This window comes from Bifidobacterium sp. M0399 (assembly GCF_016100595.1).
In the GTDB taxonomy this organism is placed as follows: Bacteria; Actinomycetota; Actinomycetes; order Actinomycetales; family Bifidobacteriaceae; genus Bombiscardovia; species Bombiscardovia polysaccharolytica.
The window spans coordinates 964,962-981,518 of sequence record NZ_JACFSD010000001.1; the positions used below are offsets into that span (position 1 = coordinate 964,962).

Below are 16,557 nucleotides of genomic sequence, written 5' to 3' on the forward strand. Positions count from 1 at the left end.
GAGTCGATCTAGAGCAAAATAGTTGATGGGACCATTCCACCCGTCTGTTTCCTATTGCTTGTAGGCTTTAGCCTTTTCCGCCACCGACTGCATAGCCTGCTCTGGGCTCGCCTGTCCGGCCTGAATCTGTGTAAAGGCCGCAGAGAGATCCTGCCCATATTGAGTGCTGAACTTAGTGGAATAACTCGGCACGGCTAACTTTGACTTAGCAGCCGCCAAGAACACGTCGAAGTTCGGCAGATCAGAATATGTTGTGTCGCTGAGTAACGAAGTACGTCCAGGCAAGTTAGCCAACGTATGTGTAAACTCAAGCATCGGCTTTTTGCCTAGGAAATACTTCATGAACTCCCAAGCTTCCTTGGGGTGAGCGGAGTTCTTCGGGATGAACAAGTTGGACAGGTCCAAACGTGTAGTGCCCTTGAGCTCTGGCTTATCTGCAGGATATGGCAGAGCTGCGGCCCCCCAGTTGAGCTTCGGTGCCAGGCGACGGATGAACGCCGACTGCCAGTTGCCGTCAATCAGAGTTGCGATTTGCCCGGTGTAGAAGGGGTATTGAGCCGTGCCGTACTCACCGAAACCCGACTGGAAGTCTTGCAGGTTTTTAGCACCGAACTTCTTGATTACATGCTCAACCCACCAGTTCAACGCCTCTATATTGCGTGGGTTGGTTGGTGAAGCCTTGCCGTCCTCGGTGTACCAACTGCCCCCGTAGGCCTGGACGAGCAGCTGCAGGTCCACCGAAGAGTTGGTGCCCAACCGCTCGACCTTGTCTCCGTTGAGCTTACTAACTGTGTCGATGACCTTAGCAAAATCGTCGAATGTCTCGGGAGGGTTGGTAATGCCGGCCTCTTTGAGCTCATCCTTGTTGTACAGCAACTGATAGATATTCGCTGCCACGGGTAGAGCGTAGAGCTTGGAATCAAAGGAATTATTTTTGATTGCGGCTGGAAGGAAGTCGGAAGTATCGTACTTGTCAGCTTTAATATAGTCGTCCAGCCCCAAGAGCACGCCGCTGTTTGCCCAATCGACAATCTGCGAATTGCCTGTGTTGGAAATATCAAACTGAGGGTTTTTGCCCTGCATCGACAGCACCTGTGCCTGCTGATCTGCAGACGAAGTTCCTTTGACTGATATCTTGCTCTGAGAAGCGTTGAAATCCTTGATGATCTTCTCAACGGCTTTCGCTTCGTCGCCCGTCCACAGGTACGAGAATCGTACGGTGACTTTTCCCTCCTTGTCTGTGCCGGTCGTGTTGGTAGGCCCAAAGCCAGCGCATCCTGCTAGGGAGACACTCGCCAAGGTAGCCACAGCAGCCACTGCTAGCTTCCTTGCTATATGGTGTACGTGTTTCATTGGTATATACCTTTCTTCGCTTTTTTCAACATCTTCGTTGGAGTCAATTTGTATCGTTTACTGACATTGCCGCCTTCGACCAGACGGAAGATTCATCAATCCTCTCTGACTACTACTTTGGCACCCTTGCCGGTTATACCTTATAAATGACCGGTCAGACGGCCTGAAAGCACGGAAACCTTAACCCTGCGATACACAGAGCAAGCACCACACTTTCAACCAACTGACTTTCCGTAACCATCAGTTTTTATGCTAGAGGGGTCGTCTATGGAATGCAATATTGGTATCTACCAATTATTTGTCTGCAACAATTGCGCTACGGAGTCGCTTCAGTCTCGCTTGACCGCATAATGAAGCATGTATTTATCTCCCCGATAGAGAGATGTGGTCGTCTCGATGCGTCTTCCCTTGGCATCAAAGGTTACGCGGACGATTTTCAAAGCCGGTGAATAGGGCGCTACTTGCAACAGCTTAACGTCACCTGGCTCAAGCACCACAGGAGAAACTACCTGATCTGCCCATACCGGCAGCAGTCCATATTTGTGATGCAGCACATCATAAAAGGAACCAGTGATATTCTGCTTCTCAATATCCGGTACATATTCAAGCGGGACGGTCACCTCTTCCAGGCACATAGGCTCGCCATCAGCCAAGCGCAGGCGTCGTAAGATGTACACGTCAGCCCCAGGCGAGACTTTGAGACGCCAAGAAGCCTCCCGATCTGCCTGCGCCCGCTCATGCAAAAGCACCCGGGAAGATGGAACCATGCCCCTCGCTCGAATATCTTCAGAAAACGAAGTGAGCTTCAGCGACTTTACAATTCCTGGCTCGACAGTATATGTACCGCCACCTTGCACCTTGTAGACAACGTTGTCTGCTTCGAGTTTTCCTATGGCCTTGCGAATCGTAACGCGACTAGCCTTGAACTCTTCGGCCAACTTGCGTTCAGGTGGAATCACCGAGTTTGAAGGGCGGCCCGCTATATATTTGCGATAAATAGCATCGCGTATCTTCATATATTTGGGCCGTGTATCTTCCTGGTCACGCCTGTCTTCATCATCGCTGAACGTTTGGTCATCCATAGGCCGATCAGAACCATACAAACCGCTCTTGCCCAAAAACAGCTCCTCAGCAGTTACCTTCATCTGTTCGCCCTCTTTCCCAGAACGGCGCCACACCGCCCACAGCCATGCGAAACAGTTTGGCGCTTATAACGCAGTTATAAAGGGATTGAGCTTTACAAGCATGAGACACTTATTCCACCTTAACTTCAGAGATCATCGTCCAAGCCCAGCCAGCCCCGTCACCTGGTAATAGAATCCGCACAGCAGTAACTTGATGGTAGCGCAAATCGGCAATGTCAAGACGGACTCCACCAGAACCGAATGACGTTTGTTCCCGGCGCCCCTGCACGTCCACCCACTGATCCGCAATTTTTACCTGAGCCGTGAACCTAGTGGGTGCCACAATCCCGTAGGACCCAGCATTGAGAGTATAGACAGAAATGGTATTAACATCTATCGGTTCAGCGGCATCAAATCGAAGTGCAACAGCTTCGTTTGCCGGCCAACCCGAGATCTCTTTCCAAGCAAAGTCATCAGTGTATCTTCCGTCCGTAAGACGTAGCCCATCGTCCGAATAATTGTCTAAATCACCTGGAGCTCGTGCTAACCGGTAGCTAAAATCGATGGGATTGCCAGCGCTATCGACAACTTGCAGTTCAGAGAGCATAGCCCAAGAATTCGTAGAGAACCCAATATTGATATAACGTGCCTCGACTGGGGTACCAGTGGCTTCGATATATCCATCTTGGTTTGTACATGTAATCTCGGTAGCTGTTAAACAAGAGATGCCAGGTACTGTTGGCGAAGATTCTCCTCCGACTGGCGCATGCTTTGCGATAACATGCGGAGCCGAAAAAGGCCAGCTCGCCAATAATGGAGACGTGCCCGTACCGCTACCCATCAGCGTAGGAGTATTTGAAAAAGTAGCTACAGGATTTAGCGGCCAATTGACAGCTGCATCACTTCCACCCTGTGTATAGACTTTTACGGCTCCTACCCGGTGTACACTACCTAAATCGATATTGATTACTGCTTTTCCCGGATTAGAGTTCCAGCCCACATTTCGCCCAGAAGACCAGCCTGCAGTCGATATTTCACCATCATGAAGCATATGAGAAGTCTTATCTGGATACGATGCAGGCTTAGGCTTACCTGACTCCACCACCGTATACGCGTTGGCTAGCCCGTTCTGAGTCACAGGATCGAGCGAACGATCGCCTACTATCCTCACAATCGGAGGCTTACTCACTGGGGAGCGCTGGGCCGTAGTCAGTATTAGCCCGATCGTCTGCTTACCGGAGTTGACTCGGGTATTATCAAAACTCACAACCACACCTTGGATGTCGTCTGCCAAGCTGTCACCCCTTGGCCTTGTGGCCCATGCCAGCTGTTTCCATCCACCGTTGGCAGTCTGAACTTGCAGTTGTACCTCGCCCTGCCAATACTGCTGGTGTTCAGCAAAATCAATGCGTATGCTATTGAACTTTTTCAGATCCACTTCGCGCGCAACGTACATTCTTTGATTGTCGCTCTGCCCGACTGATCGTTTCGCTTCCACAGCTTTGATGTCTACATCTGGAGAAGGGATGCGCTTGCCAGAGACGTAGTCAGCCAATGCATCATAGACTGAACGCTGCGATGGATTGCTGCTGGTCGTGATACCGCAAGTGCCAAAGCCCTCTCCCAAAAAAGCAGCAGATACTCCATCCTGGTAACCGTAGGTAGAACCGCTTGCTAGGTACTGCATAGCCATAACTTGTTCAGTTGCTAACCGGCTGCACCCGCGGAATTCAAGTTCAACCCCTAAACCGTATTTTTGAGCAGCCACTGCTGTTTCTTGCAACCTCGATGCGTTGACTTCACCACCATCCAGCGGTGAGCGGAAGGCATAGGAGGGCTGCATGATAGCAACGTCGAAACCATACTCTTTCCAAGACTGCCAGCCCAATCCTTTGTAATAGGGGATAAACAAATATTTAAGACCGCTGTTATGGACTCCTTGCGCATCGCTGGCAATTATGTGCTGCTCATAAGGAGGAACGTCTTCACGCATCCTGTATAAGCCCCACAGAACAAGATGTGCATAGTGCTTTTGGCTAAATCGTTGGCTCACTGTACTGGCAAACCACTGGGCCACAGCCTGCCGATCTTGGGCACTCGACAAATCGCGGTCAGAGCCGTTTACTTGGCCGAAAGAGTTGACGCTGGGATTCATCCACGGCATCATAACTATAATCGAGCGTCGAGATTGCTGAGGAGGTCCAGCATTTTGTGCAGCCAAGTCTGCTTGTTCGGCAGCTTTTTCAAAAGTATCAATAGGGCCACCCGTGCTAAACCACTGGTTGATAAGCGTCTGCCAATCCGACAATGTTGTTGCACCGTAATCAGTTTGTTTCCCATTGATCGTAAAACGCAATAGAACTGCCGCATCGAACATGGACGCTCTGGGAATGAGCTTACCTGTGTTATCAAGACGATTAAATAGAGGCAGAACTGCTCGCTCGTCCAACTGGTCATCAGCATATACCAGCGCCGCATGATGAAAGCCAACCGCCTCTGGCTTGGGGTACCCTGTCGATTGCTCGCTGGACATGCTTTGAGCCCTAGCGGGAGATATCGCAACAAGTAGACAGAAAGCAACAGATGTAAGGGCCACAGTGGAAAAAACAAATGATCGATAAGCTTTTCCCGACATAGTTACTCCTCAATGACGGTTTCGCGCTGTTTTGTTACTCACATCAGGGACATCATAGTTTCTGCTGCTCGCTTGGTGGTGTAACGACATTTGCACCAAAAGAGCAATATTCCTTATACAAATCAACACTCAAAGCATATACTGCAAAGAAAACAGAGCTCAATATTGGTCTATACCAATATTGAGCTCTACTCATTAATTTATCTATTACAAAGCAATATATAGCACTCGTCTATGCTGCCAACACACGGCAGCAAAACTACTGCTGAGTGCAGCGACGTTGGAATTTACTCGCCCAATGGTTGGGGGGGGGGTCACACTTCGGTAGGAATCGAACGAGGCGAGCTAGGGGCCAGATGACCTGTCATCAGAGTTAGAACCAGTGAAAGCTAGGATGGTGACACGAGAGACGACCGCAGAAGTGATGCCAGTCATTGTATCTTCTAAAGCCGCACATGCAGCCATTTGATCTGGTTCAATGCCCACAATAGTGGTTCAGAAGGTCGCGCATTCAAGCCGCGTTCGCCACCCCACCTTAAAGCTATGCCTCTGATTAAAAAGCAGGGGTTTTGTTATATGCGATCAAACGCCCCCAGCATCCTCATACGTGACCGTTGTAACCATGTGTGGCTCAAAATCGACAAATGACTTCACTCCCCAAAAAACGAGCGCCAGTAACACAAATGACAGAATGACCTACAAGCCCTTAGGGTCAGAGCCGTATACGAAGCCAAAGGCAATAACCAAACCGAGCAAAACCGTAATCAACAATAGCATAGTTGACATATATTCATATTTAGTGGAACCGCCTTCCTTATAGACCACATCAGGCTGGTCGGTTCAATGAATATTTTTACAATATTTAAAAAGATAAAAAGAGCGAAACATATTACTTACATTCGAGTTGGCCCACAGATATGCGGGTGATAGCATGGTTTTATCTGCCGGGGGTGTTCCCGGTACGTAGTTCATCAGAAACGAGGGGAATTTCGTCATTGAACTACATGTGTTCGGGAAGGGATTATGCATATTACGCTTCGGCATAAGTCCGCACGCGGCCGATCAACAACCATGGTTGGCGTTCTGCTGGCTATTATCCTGCCAGCCAGCCTGATCATGGGCGGCCTGGCCATGGCCGGCACAGCCTCCGGCGAATCCAGTGTGCCCGAGCCGACCAAGCTGGAACAGACGGCTGCAGGCCAACAGGCCGACCCATCAGCCAGTGCACCAATCCTGCCTGCCACCCCGGCCGGCCCCCAGTCGCCGCTGCCCTCACCCTCGCCCCTGAACACCGCATCCCCCCTCACCACATCCCAGCCCGCGCCCAAGAAGCCCGGCGACACCGGCATCCAAAGCAAGACGGCCGACAGCCAGCCCCAGACACGCGCAGCCTACACCGTCGCCTTCAACGACCCCGACGGCAGAACCAGAACGCCCTCCCAGAGCGTCCCCAGCGGCGGACAAGCCTCCAGGCCCAAGGACCCGGCCAGGGACGGCTACCTGTTCAACGGATGGTTCACCGGCAACACCGCCTACGACTTCACCCAGCCCGTCACCGGCAACATCACCCTGACCGCCAAATGGACCAGGATAACCAGCTCCTGGAGCCTCAAACCCGCCTCCGGGCCAGCAGAAGGAGGCACCCGGATCACCCTGACCACGCCCACCACATCCGACATACGCTTCAGCCACATCGAAACAGGATTAAACCTGTCCCTGGCCATGGGCTCCGACGGCAACCTCTACAGCTGGGGAAGCACAAGCGGTTTGGGACGCGACTTCGACTTAATCACAACGCCAGCCGACCGGCCAGGCATCGTCACGCCGCCTGAAGAAAGCGTCCGCTTCACCCAGTTCAGCGCAGGACTAAGTTTCTCCCTGGCCTTGGGCTCGGACGGCAACCTCTACAGCGTGGGATACAACAGCTCCGGACAGCTGGGCGACGGCACCACTACTTCTTCTTCTGGCGCGCTAAGAAAGGTGATCATGCCGGCAGACGGCACGAAATTCACCCGGATCAGCGCAGGATTTACACATTCCTTGGCCATCGGCTCGGACGGCAACCTCTACAGCTGGGGAGACAACAGCTCCGGACAACTGGGCAACGGCACCACCGATTCCCTTGGCACGCCGAGCAAGGTGAGCCTGCCGACAGGGGTCCCAAAATTCACCCAGATCAGCGCAGGCACTAATCACTCCCTGGCCCTGGGATCGGACGGCAACCTCTACAGCTGGGGATACAACTACCATGGTGAGCTGGGTAACGGCAATAGCGGTTCTGTTGTACCACTGCCCACGCCGAGCAAAAGGATCATGCCGACAGACGGCACGAAATTCACCCAGATCAGCACAGGATACAATCATTCCCTGGCCCTGGGATCGGACGGCAACCTCTACAGCTGGGGAGACAACGCCTATGGACAGCTGGGACGCAGCATCAGCGGGGTGAACGACGGCACGCCGCGCAAAGTGAACCTGCCTGCAGGCGTCAGCCGATTCACCCAGGTCATCGCAGGCGGCTATCATTCCCTGGCCCTGGGATCGGACGGCAACCTCTACAGCTGGGGAGACAACAGCAAGGGCCAGCTGGGACGCGTCACCAGCGGCACGCAAGACGGCACGCCAGGCAAAGTGGCCATGCCGACGGGCGTCACAATCACCCAAGCCAGCGCGCCAGGCACCATTAGTGGGGATTTCTCCCTGGCCCTGGGATCGGACGGCAACCTCTACAGCTGGGGAGACGCCACCTACGGCCGGCTGGGACGCAACACCAGCGGGAAATTCGACGGCAATCCCGGCATGGTCGACTTCCCTGCGAAGCCGAAGCCGACCGGTGTCAAGTTCGGCGATACGCCTGGCATGAGCCTAGCCGATAACAAGGGCGGCACCTGGAGCGTGATCACGCCCCCACATGCAGGAGGCAAGACGGACGTGGCCGTCTCCTGGAGCAGGAACGGCCAGCAGCCCGACGCGCACCTGGACTACACCTACATCAGCTCCTACACGGTCGCCTTCGACAGCGCCGGCGGCAAGCCGGCCCCAGGCCAGCAGCAGATCACCGAAGGCCGGCAGGCCACACGCCCGACCATCAGCCCGGCCAGGGACGGCTTCCTGTTTGATGGCTGGTTCCTCAAGGACGCCAAGGGTGAATCCAGGGTGGCGTATGATTTCAGCCAGCCGGTCACCGCTGACATCACCCTGGTCGCGCATTGGAGCCCTGCAGACACCGGCGGCTGGTCGATCAGCCCGAGCAAGGGCAATGTGCTGGGCGGCCAGCAGGCGACCATCACCCCGCCCAAGCTGAGCCGCGGCATCCGCTTCAACCAGATCAGCGCCGGCGGCTACCCGTCCGGGTACTTCCAAGGCTTCTCCGTGGGTGTGGCCAGTGACGGGAACGCCTACGCCTGGGGCGACAACGACCGCGGCCAGCTGGGCCAGGATCCAGACAAGACGCCTACGCAGAAGACGCCGACCATGGTTCCTCTGCCGGACGGCGTGGCCTCCGGGTTCACCTACACGCAGGTCGCGGCAGGCGCGGCTCACGTGCTGGCCGTCGGCAGCGACGGCATCGTCTACAGCTGGGGGGCCAACAACCGCGGTCAGCTGGGCGACGGCACCACCAGCGACCGTTCCAAGCCGTTGCCTGTCAAGGGCGCGGACGGCCAGCCCTTCAAGGCCGTCCAGGTGAGCGCCGGCTACGCCGACTCGGCGGCCATCAGCCCGGATGGGCGCGTCTACACCTGGGGCAGCGAGGCAAACAACTACTTAACATACAGCACGTCCAAATTGACGCCCACCTTGGCCAAGGATCCCAATGGCTCCGGCCAGGGGCTGCAGGCGGTGCGAGTAAGCCTGGGCTGGAGCTTCGTCATGGCCATGGACGCGGACGGCAACCTCTACACGTGGGGGTACAACGAGTACGGGCAGTTCGGCAACGGCACAGCCACGGGAGCCGGCAGCACCATGTACGCCGCCGACCCGGCACGCGTGCCCGACCCCAAGGACACGAGCAAGGCCTTCAAAGCCACGCAGATCAGCGCCGGAGGCTTCCACGCCCTAGCCATCGGCCAGGACGGCACCCTCTGGGCCTGGGGGGACAACGACTTCGAGCAGCTGGGCGACGGGTCGACAACCAGCAGGCCCAGACCCAGACAGATCCAGGATCCCGCAAGCCCCGGCCAGGCATTCCAAGTCGCGCAGATCAGCACCGGTTGGCTCCACTCTCTGGCCGTCGACCGGAACGGCACAGCCTGGGCATGGGGCGACAACTCCCACAGGCAGCTGGGCGACAACACCACCAGCAACCGGTACACCCCCACACGCGTATTGCCGCCCGCAGGCCAGGGGAGCGCCGGCACCGGGCTCGCAGCCGCACGAATCAACGGAGGATACTATCATTCCATGGCCATAGGGCGTGACGGCAACGCCTACGCGTGGGGCGACAACCAGTACGGCCAGCTCGGCAACGGGAGTCTGACGCAGAGCGGCACGCCGACCCTGGTGGCCCTCAACTCGTTGCTGATCACCGGCGTCAAGTTCGACAAGACAGCGGTCGGATCCCTGCAACAGCACCCTGACGGATCCGTCTCTTTTGCCACGCCTGCTCATAATCCAGGACAGGCCGACGTGATTGTGGACTGGAGCCTGGGTGGCGCCGGCCAGGCCCAGGCGCACCTGGCCTACACCTACGAAGGCACCCTGCCCCTGACGGGAGGCAACGGCAGCATGATCCTCCTGCTCGCCGCCGGGCTGCTCGCCACGGCCGGCGTAGCCGCGGCCGGACGCCACCGGCGGGAAACCCGCAGCCTGCGCGTCTAGAATCTTTATCCGAGTAAGCAGCCGGGCCGCATCCCAAGACGGCCCGGCCAACCAGGGTGGCCCCGCCAATCCCCCAACACAACGGAGCCACCCCACAATCCTATGAACAGCAGGCCCTGAAACAATAGAACTGGTCATCTCACTAGACACAGATGTTTTCCAAGACCCCTTCAGTGAATGGGGAGGAAAAAAAACGAGAGGCTATGGGATGGTTGAATTCGATACCGTGGCCGGTCGCCAGTTTCTCTGGTGATAAGGTGCTGTCCTTTGGCCAAACGTATCCTACGTTACACTTCGCCAGTATTGATTCGATCGCCATGATCGAACATGTTTTGCCAATAAAACAATTAACGAATCCTGAAAAGATAATTACTTAGGCGTAGAGCTAAGCCTAACCGCGTGTGAATTATTACGAGACTAAATTAAACAACTCCTTGTAGCTGTAATAAACTAAACCATCGGTATCCGAATAGGATGCCGTTTAAGATCATCTGTTACTTATAACTTTCCCAAAACTGTATTTGCATTCCTGTTATTGCCGACTGATATGACCTGTTCTTGTTTGGTATCAGTCCTGGTCGTATCTGGAAAGCTCGATCAGATTCCTGTCAGGATCCCTGACGTATACCGAGGTAATAGCCCCAAGCGCGCCAGTCCTGCTGACCGGACCACAATAGTCCACATGACGCTTACGAAGCGCGGCAACCACATCATCCAACGAATCCCGAACAAGCAGACACAAGTCAGCCAAGCCGGGCACAGGCCTGTCCACCTTGAAGTCAATCTTCATGGCCGGCCTTACGGAGGTTGATCTTTGCGCGCAGGTCGCATCGATCAGTCGGTTGATGGCATCGAGGGTCGATGCCCCCATGCAGCCATTCATCCAGATCATCTATCTGGTAGACCCCGTTAACGGCCGCCGGCACCAACCAGGCAGAGACAGCATCCATAGTCGGATACGCTGCAATGAACCCAGCTCTTTTTGCAGGACATTCTTCTCTTCAAGCTATTGGTGCTTCACCCATAAGGGTCAATATCGGAATGGTATGAATCTGGTGCCGGTCAATGCCACTTTTATGAGAAAAAGACACATACACTAGCCTCAACGGATGTTGCTTCCTGAAAACGGGCAGGCTTCCAGATGACCTGCCACAAGCAATGGGGAAGAACAAGCCTGGAGGGTCAGATGAGCAACAATCGAAACGAACGTGCGAATAAGAACCAAGGCAGGCATGAAAGTCCCGAACAATCACCAATGAACGACAAGGACCGCATGCCAAGACCAGTGGAGAACGCGAACGACAGAAGAGAAAGCCAAGCGGAAAATGCCCCCATGCCGAAGAAGGAAGGCGGGGATTCATCCAGCAAGGACGCTGCCCACGGCAGACCTGGAGCACAAAATAAGCAGGACCAGGCCCTAACCGCCGACCGCTCGCAGGCCGGCCAGGTAGACAGAGAGCATGATGGCTCCTCCCATGACGACAAGCCAAGCCAACCCGGTAAGCCTGTTGCAAAGGATATGCCCGGACCTGTCGATAAACCGTCTCAACCAACCAAGGAAGGCAAGCCCGCCAAACCGCGCAAGGCCAAAAACCACGATTCCTTCTATCTAGGCCTTGCCTCGGCAGTCCTGGTTGCAGCTCTGGGCCTCAGCCTGAGCACCATGCCGATCTTCTTCTCCCTGCCTCTTGCCGCCGTTCTCTTCGGAATCGGCATCTGGCTCCTCTCCTATGCCAGCTTCAAGTCTCCCGGCAAACCGGAGGGAGAGGGAACAGATGCAGACAGGCACACCAGGACGGTAGTTGTAGCGACGGTCCTTCTGGTTCTGCAGACCTTCATCATGGATGTGTTCATCTTCACCCGTATGGGAACCGTCGGCAAACATCAGAACGCCATCGTCATCGCCTGGATCATCGCCAGCATGATCGAGACCCTGGCTGCCTTCGCCCTTATCTACCATCACAATCCCTTGCAGTCCAAGCCCAAGGACCCTGCGGCGAACGAAAAACTCGAGGGGAATGAATAAAGCACTGCAGCGAACATGGATCTGAAACGACATAGCAGACCGGAAAGGCCGGCTGGCCGACCGTGGATGTGAAATTGCCTTCCCACAGCATTCCGTAGCCAAGGCCTTCCGCCTCAGGGTGCCACTCATCATTCTTGAAGATGTGTGGCACCCTTTACTTGATCATCTCCCCTACTGCAGCTTGACATGGATGGCAAGGTCCTGCACTTTGCCGGCCGGTTCACAAAAATCCGCATCAAAACCGCGAAATCGCTTCAAGCAATCCATGAGCTACATGGACACAACCGGGCGAGCATGGCCCTTTGCTCTTTTTATTTCTCATCCTCTTCGGCAAGACACCATGCAAACTATCTTGAGCTTAGTCTCTTCTCAGCTGTTACTTAGTCACTTACAAATTGTGTTGACCTGCCAACAGTAAAGACCAGCAACTAGAATCATTGATGAAATTACTCACACACAGTTGTGTTTGGAAAAGGAAAGACATGAGTGGACCAGAACAAACCCACGTAGCCTTCGGGGTCCTCAAAGAGACTGACGATGAAGAGTCCCGAGTGGCCCTAACGCCTGACATCGTGACCCGGCTGACCAGGCAGGGCATTACCTGCCTATTGGAGTCCGGAGCCGGGGCTCGAGCCGGCTTCCGAGATGAGGACTACCGGCGGACGGGAGCAACAGTCACCGACAGGAATACCGTCCTATCCAAGTCACAAGTTCTGGGCTTCGTCAACAGACCAAATGAATCCTTGCTGAAGGGGATCCCAGCCGGAACATGGATCATCGGCATGCTGGGGTCCCTGAGCGACAAGGACTACATCAAATCCCTGGAAGCGTCCGGGCTTACAGGGATCGCTATGGAGCGACTCCCCCGACAGGTCAGCTCGGCCCAGTCCATGGACGAGATGACCTCGCAGAACTCGGTCATGGGATACAAGGCGGCTCTGGTGGCTGCCAATGCCTATGGCTCCTTCTTCCCCATGATGACCACTGCCGCAGGAACCATCCGACCAGCCAATGTCCTGGTCTTGGGTGCCGGCATCGCAGGTCTGCAGGCCATCGGGACCGCAAAACGCTTGGGAGCCGTGGTCACCGCCTATGATGTCAGACCCGCTTCCAGGCAGGAGGTGGAATCCTTGGGAGCCAAGTTCCTCGACCTGGGACTGGACTTCTCCAAGGGGCAGGGCCAGGGCGGCTATGCGCGCCAGCTGACCGATCAGGAGCAGGCCCAGCAGCAGGCTGCGGTGGATGCCAAAGCGGCAGGCTTCGATGTGGTCATCACCACAGCCAAGGTTCCAGGCGGAAAGCCTCCTCGCCTCCTCAGCGCCAAGGGCGTGGCCAACCTGCATCCCGGAGCTGTGGTCGTGGACTGCGCTGCCAGCGACCTAGGCGGCAATGTCGAGGGATCACAGGTGGGAACCAGGACCACCGACAAGGGAGTCATCATGATCGGGGCCCCATACCTGGCCAGCGGCGTAGCCACGACGGCATCGAATCTTCTGTCCAGAAATGTGGCGGACGTGCTGGTGCATTTCCTTCGTGACGGTGCGCTCAGCATCAAAACGGACGACGAGATCGATCAAGCACTTGTTGTGTCAGGAGCAACCAAATCCAGCGCGCATGGAAGCGCGGATGCTCCGGATGTTGAAAAGACCGAAGAGAAAGGTCAGGAGCAATGAATTCTTTGGTCATAGCAATTACGCTCTTCATTCTGGCCCTGCTGATCGGCGTGGAGGTGATCGGCAAGGTTCCGGCCACGCTTCACACACCGCTCATGTCGGGCGCCAACTCCATTCATGGCATTGTGATCGTCGGTGTGATCATCATCGCGGCAGAGTCTCACTCCCCGCTTTCCTACATACTTATATTCCTGGCTGCCGTCCTTGGCGCCATGAATGTAGTGGGCGGCTACGTGGTGACCGACAGAATGCTGGAGATGTTCAAGTCCTCCAAACCCGACACGGGGAAGAGTAAGACCAGTCAGGACGAACAGGCTTCGACCGTTACGACCCAGACCGCTAAGAACGAGGGAGCCGAGAAGTGAACACCCTCGACATCATCACCTGGTTCGTCTATCTCCTTTCCTCAGTCATGTTCGTCATGGGCCTGCACTACATGAACTCCCCCAAAACCGCCCGTACAGGCAATAGGATTTCTGCGGTAGGCATGGTCATCGCCGTTGCCATGGCTTTCATTCACCTGTTCGCCACGGGTTTCACATCTTCCCTGGCCATCGTTCTGCTCGTGCTCGGCATTCTGATTGGAGCCGCTGCAGGGGTCTACTCGGCCAAGAAGGTGAAAATGACGGACATGCCTCAGCTGGTTTCCGTCTTCAACACGGTCGGCGGCGGCGCTGCAGCCCTGGTCGCTCTGAACGACATACTGACTTCCGAGGGCACCCCGACTCTGGTGGTGCTGATCACCGCCGGCCTGGGCGTAGTCATCGGTTCCATCACCTTCACCGGCTCCCTGGTCGCTGCCGGCAAACTCCAGGGCATCGGCCTGATCAAAAACATGAAGCTGCCGGCCAAGGCCGTCTGGAATGTGCTCTTCGCCCTGTTGACGGTCCTCAGCCTGGTCATGCTCTGCCTGAATCCGGGCAATCGGACCCTATGGGCCCTCCTCACGGCCATATTCGCCCTAGGTTACGGACTTGTCTTCGTCATTCCCATCGGCGGCGCCGACATGCCCGTGGTCATCTCCGTCTTGAATGCCTGCACTGGTACAGCTGTGGCCATGAACGGCCTGGCCATCAATAACGTGGCTCTGATCGTGGCAGGGGCTTTGGTCGGCGCAGCAGGTGCCACCCTATCCGTCCTGATGGCCCAGGCCATGAACAGGCCGCTCCTGAGCGTGCTGGCCGGCGGGTTCGGCGGTTCCTCTGTCAGCGCCAGCCAGGATCAGGGTGCCCAGGGGACCATGAAGGAGACCACGCCCGACGATGTGGCTGTCCAGCTGGTCTACGCCGACAAGGTCATCTTCGTCCCCGGCTTTGGTCTGGCCCAGGCCCAGGCCCAACGCGAACTGGCCGACCTGGGCGAACTGCTCAAGAGCCGTGGCGTGGAGGTCTCCTATGCCATCCATCCCGTGGCCGGCCGCATGCCCGGACATATGAACGTCCTCTTGGCCGAAGCCAACGTCCCCTATGAGGAATTGATTGACCTAGACGACATCAATCCCCAGTTCCCCTCAGCCAATGTCGCCCTGGTGGTCGGTGCCAATGACGTGACCAACCCGGCTGCACGCCGGCCGGGGACTGCAGTCTCAGGCATGCCCATCCTGGACGTTGACAAGGCCCAGCATGTTGTCGTCCTCAAGCGAGGCAGAGGCAAGGGGTACGCCGGTATTGAGAACGAGCTCTACTTCAACCCAAATACGCAGATGCTCTTCAATGACGCCAAGGTCAGCCTTCAGGCGATCATTGCATCGGTCAAGGAACTCATCGCCTGAGCATATGCTGTAGTGAGAACCATGGCTCCGGATCGGCTTGACTGGTCCGGAGCCAATTATCATCGAACAGGAAGGACCCACATGCTGTCATTCGTCAACGACTATTCCGAGGGCGCACATCCCGCAGTCCTGCAGCGGCTGATCGACACCAACATGGAGCACCTTCCCGGGTACGGCAAGGATCGGTACTGCTCCTCCGCTGCTCAGAAAATTGCCCAAGCTTGTGGCTGCCCCCAGGCCCAGGTCTATTTCATGGCCGGAGGAACCCAGACCAACCAGGTCGTCACTTCCTGCCTGCTGAAGTCATATCAAGGAGTGGTCGCTGCGGATACTGGCCATGTCAATGTCCATGAGGCCGGCGCCATCGAAGCCGTAGGTCACAAGGTTCTGACAATTCGCGGCGAACAGGGCAAGATTCGCGCAGAGGACCTTAACGCTTTTCTGGAAGGCTTCTATGCCGACGGAAACCATGAGCAGATGGTCTTCCCCGGCATGGTCTACATCTCACATCCCACCGAGTATGGGACCCTCTACACTCGACAGGAGCTGGAAGACCTCTCGCAGACCTGTCGGGAATACAAGATTCCCCTCTATCTGGACGGGGCCAGGCTGGGATACGGACTGGTGGCTCCCGGAACCGACGTCGATCTGACGGACATAGCCCGTCTCTGCGACGTTTTCTACATCGGCGGAACCAAGGTCGGCGCACTCTGCGGTGAAGCGGTGGTCTTCCCCAGAGGGAATGCCCCCGAGCATTTCAGCACCATGATCAAAAGAAGAGGTGCCCTTCTTGCCAAGGGAAGACTCCTGGGAGTGCAGTTCGATGCCCTCTTTACCGATGACCTCTATTCACGAATCAGCCGCAACGCCATCCAGACGGCAGCGATGATCAAAAAGGCCCTGCAGGAGAAGGGGTATCAGATTGTCATGGACTCCCCCACCAACCAGACCTTCGTCCGCCTGGACAATGAACGCATGGAGGAGCTGTCCAAGCAGGTCGCCTTCGACTTCTGGGAACGCAGCGATGCCACCCACACCGTGATCCGGCTGGCCACCTCCTGGGCGACGACAGTCGAGGACACCCAAGCCCTGATCAATCTGCTGTAAAAGTCGCTCACGCTAAACGAAGGCAAGACAAGAATCATCCTGCCGCCCCT

General features: G+C 55.9%; 10 protein-coding genes. 6 read left to right on the forward strand and 4 right to left on the reverse strand.

From position 1 onward, the window contains the following. Nucleotides 1-51: 51 nt before the first annotated feature. The 3 genes from H3V09_RS03890 to H3V09_RS03900 all read right to left on the reverse strand — a co-directional run bounded on the left by H3V09_RS03890 (nt 52) and on the right by H3V09_RS03900 (nt 5,010). Complete coding sequence (locus tag H3V09_RS03890; RefSeq protein WP_198190998.1) at nt 52-1,317, reverse strand: ABC transporter substrate-binding protein; 1,266 nt, start codon at nt 1,315-1,317, stop codon at nt 52-54. A 365-nt stretch (nt 1,318-1,682) separates the two neighbouring features. Beyond that, complete coding sequence (locus H3V09_RS03895; protein WP_198190999.1) at nt 1,683-2,498, reverse strand: GntR family transcriptional regulator; 816 nt, start codon at nt 2,496-2,498, stop codon at nt 1,683-1,685. Nucleotides 2,499-2,607: 109 nt separating this feature from the next. Beyond that, the gene (locus H3V09_RS03900; RefSeq protein ID WP_198191000.1) at nt 2,608-5,010 is read right to left on the reverse strand and encodes a DUF4855 domain-containing protein; all 2,403 of its coding nucleotides are present in this window, start codon (nt 5,008-5,010) and stop codon (nt 2,608-2,610) included. A gap of 1,125 nt (nt 5,011-6,135) precedes the next feature. On the opposite strand from H3V09_RS03900, the gene H3V09_RS03905 reads away from it, so the two are divergent. Next, nucleotides 6,136-9,930, forward strand: coding sequence for an RCC1 domain-containing protein (locus H3V09_RS03905; RefSeq protein WP_198191001.1), 3,795 nt, complete (start codon nt 6,136-6,138; stop codon nt 9,928-9,930). Between the two features lie 568 nt (nt 9,931-10,498). On the opposite strand, the gene H3V09_RS08990 is transcribed toward H3V09_RS03905, so the two are convergent. Further along, nucleotides 10,499-10,801, reverse strand: a complete 303-nt coding sequence (locus H3V09_RS08990) for a hypothetical protein (RefSeq protein WP_232339355.1) — start codon at nt 10,799-10,801, stop codon at nt 10,499-10,501. A 462-nt stretch (nt 10,802-11,263) separates the two neighbouring features. On the opposite strand from H3V09_RS08990, the gene H3V09_RS03915 reads away from it, so the two are divergent. The 5 genes from H3V09_RS03915 to H3V09_RS03935 all read left to right on the forward strand — a co-directional run bounded on the left by H3V09_RS03915 (nt 11,264) and on the right by H3V09_RS03935 (nt 16,507). Then, the gene (locus tag H3V09_RS03915; RefSeq protein ID WP_198191002.1) at nt 11,264-11,956 is read left to right on the forward strand and encodes a hypothetical protein; all 693 of its coding nucleotides are present in this window, start codon (nt 11,264-11,266) and stop codon (nt 11,954-11,956) included. Nucleotides 11,957-12,438: 482 nt separating this feature from the next. Beyond that, nucleotides 12,439-13,629, forward strand: a complete 1,191-nt coding sequence (locus tag H3V09_RS03920) for an NAD(P) transhydrogenase subunit alpha (protein ID WP_198191003.1) — start codon at nt 12,439-12,441, stop codon at nt 13,627-13,629. After that, nucleotides 13,626-13,994, forward strand: coding sequence for an NAD(P) transhydrogenase subunit alpha (locus H3V09_RS03925; protein WP_198191004.1), 369 nt, complete (start codon nt 13,626-13,628; stop codon nt 13,992-13,994). Before H3V09_RS03920 ends, H3V09_RS03925 begins: the two co-directional genes overlap by 4 nt. Next, nucleotides 13,991-15,400 carry an NAD(P)(+) transhydrogenase (Re/Si-specific) subunit beta gene (locus H3V09_RS03930; protein ID WP_198191005.1) on the forward strand — a complete coding sequence of 470 codons (1,410 nt, stop codon included), beginning with the start codon at nt 13,991-13,993 and terminating at the stop codon, nt 15,398-15,400. Before H3V09_RS03925 ends, H3V09_RS03930 begins: the two co-directional genes overlap by 4 nt. Nucleotides 15,401-15,481: 81 nt before the next feature. After that, entirely contained in the window at nt 15,482-16,507 is a 1,026-nt protein-coding gene (locus tag H3V09_RS03935; protein ID WP_198191006.1) for a threonine aldolase family protein, read from the forward strand. Nucleotides 16,508-16,557 lie beyond the last annotated feature (50 nt).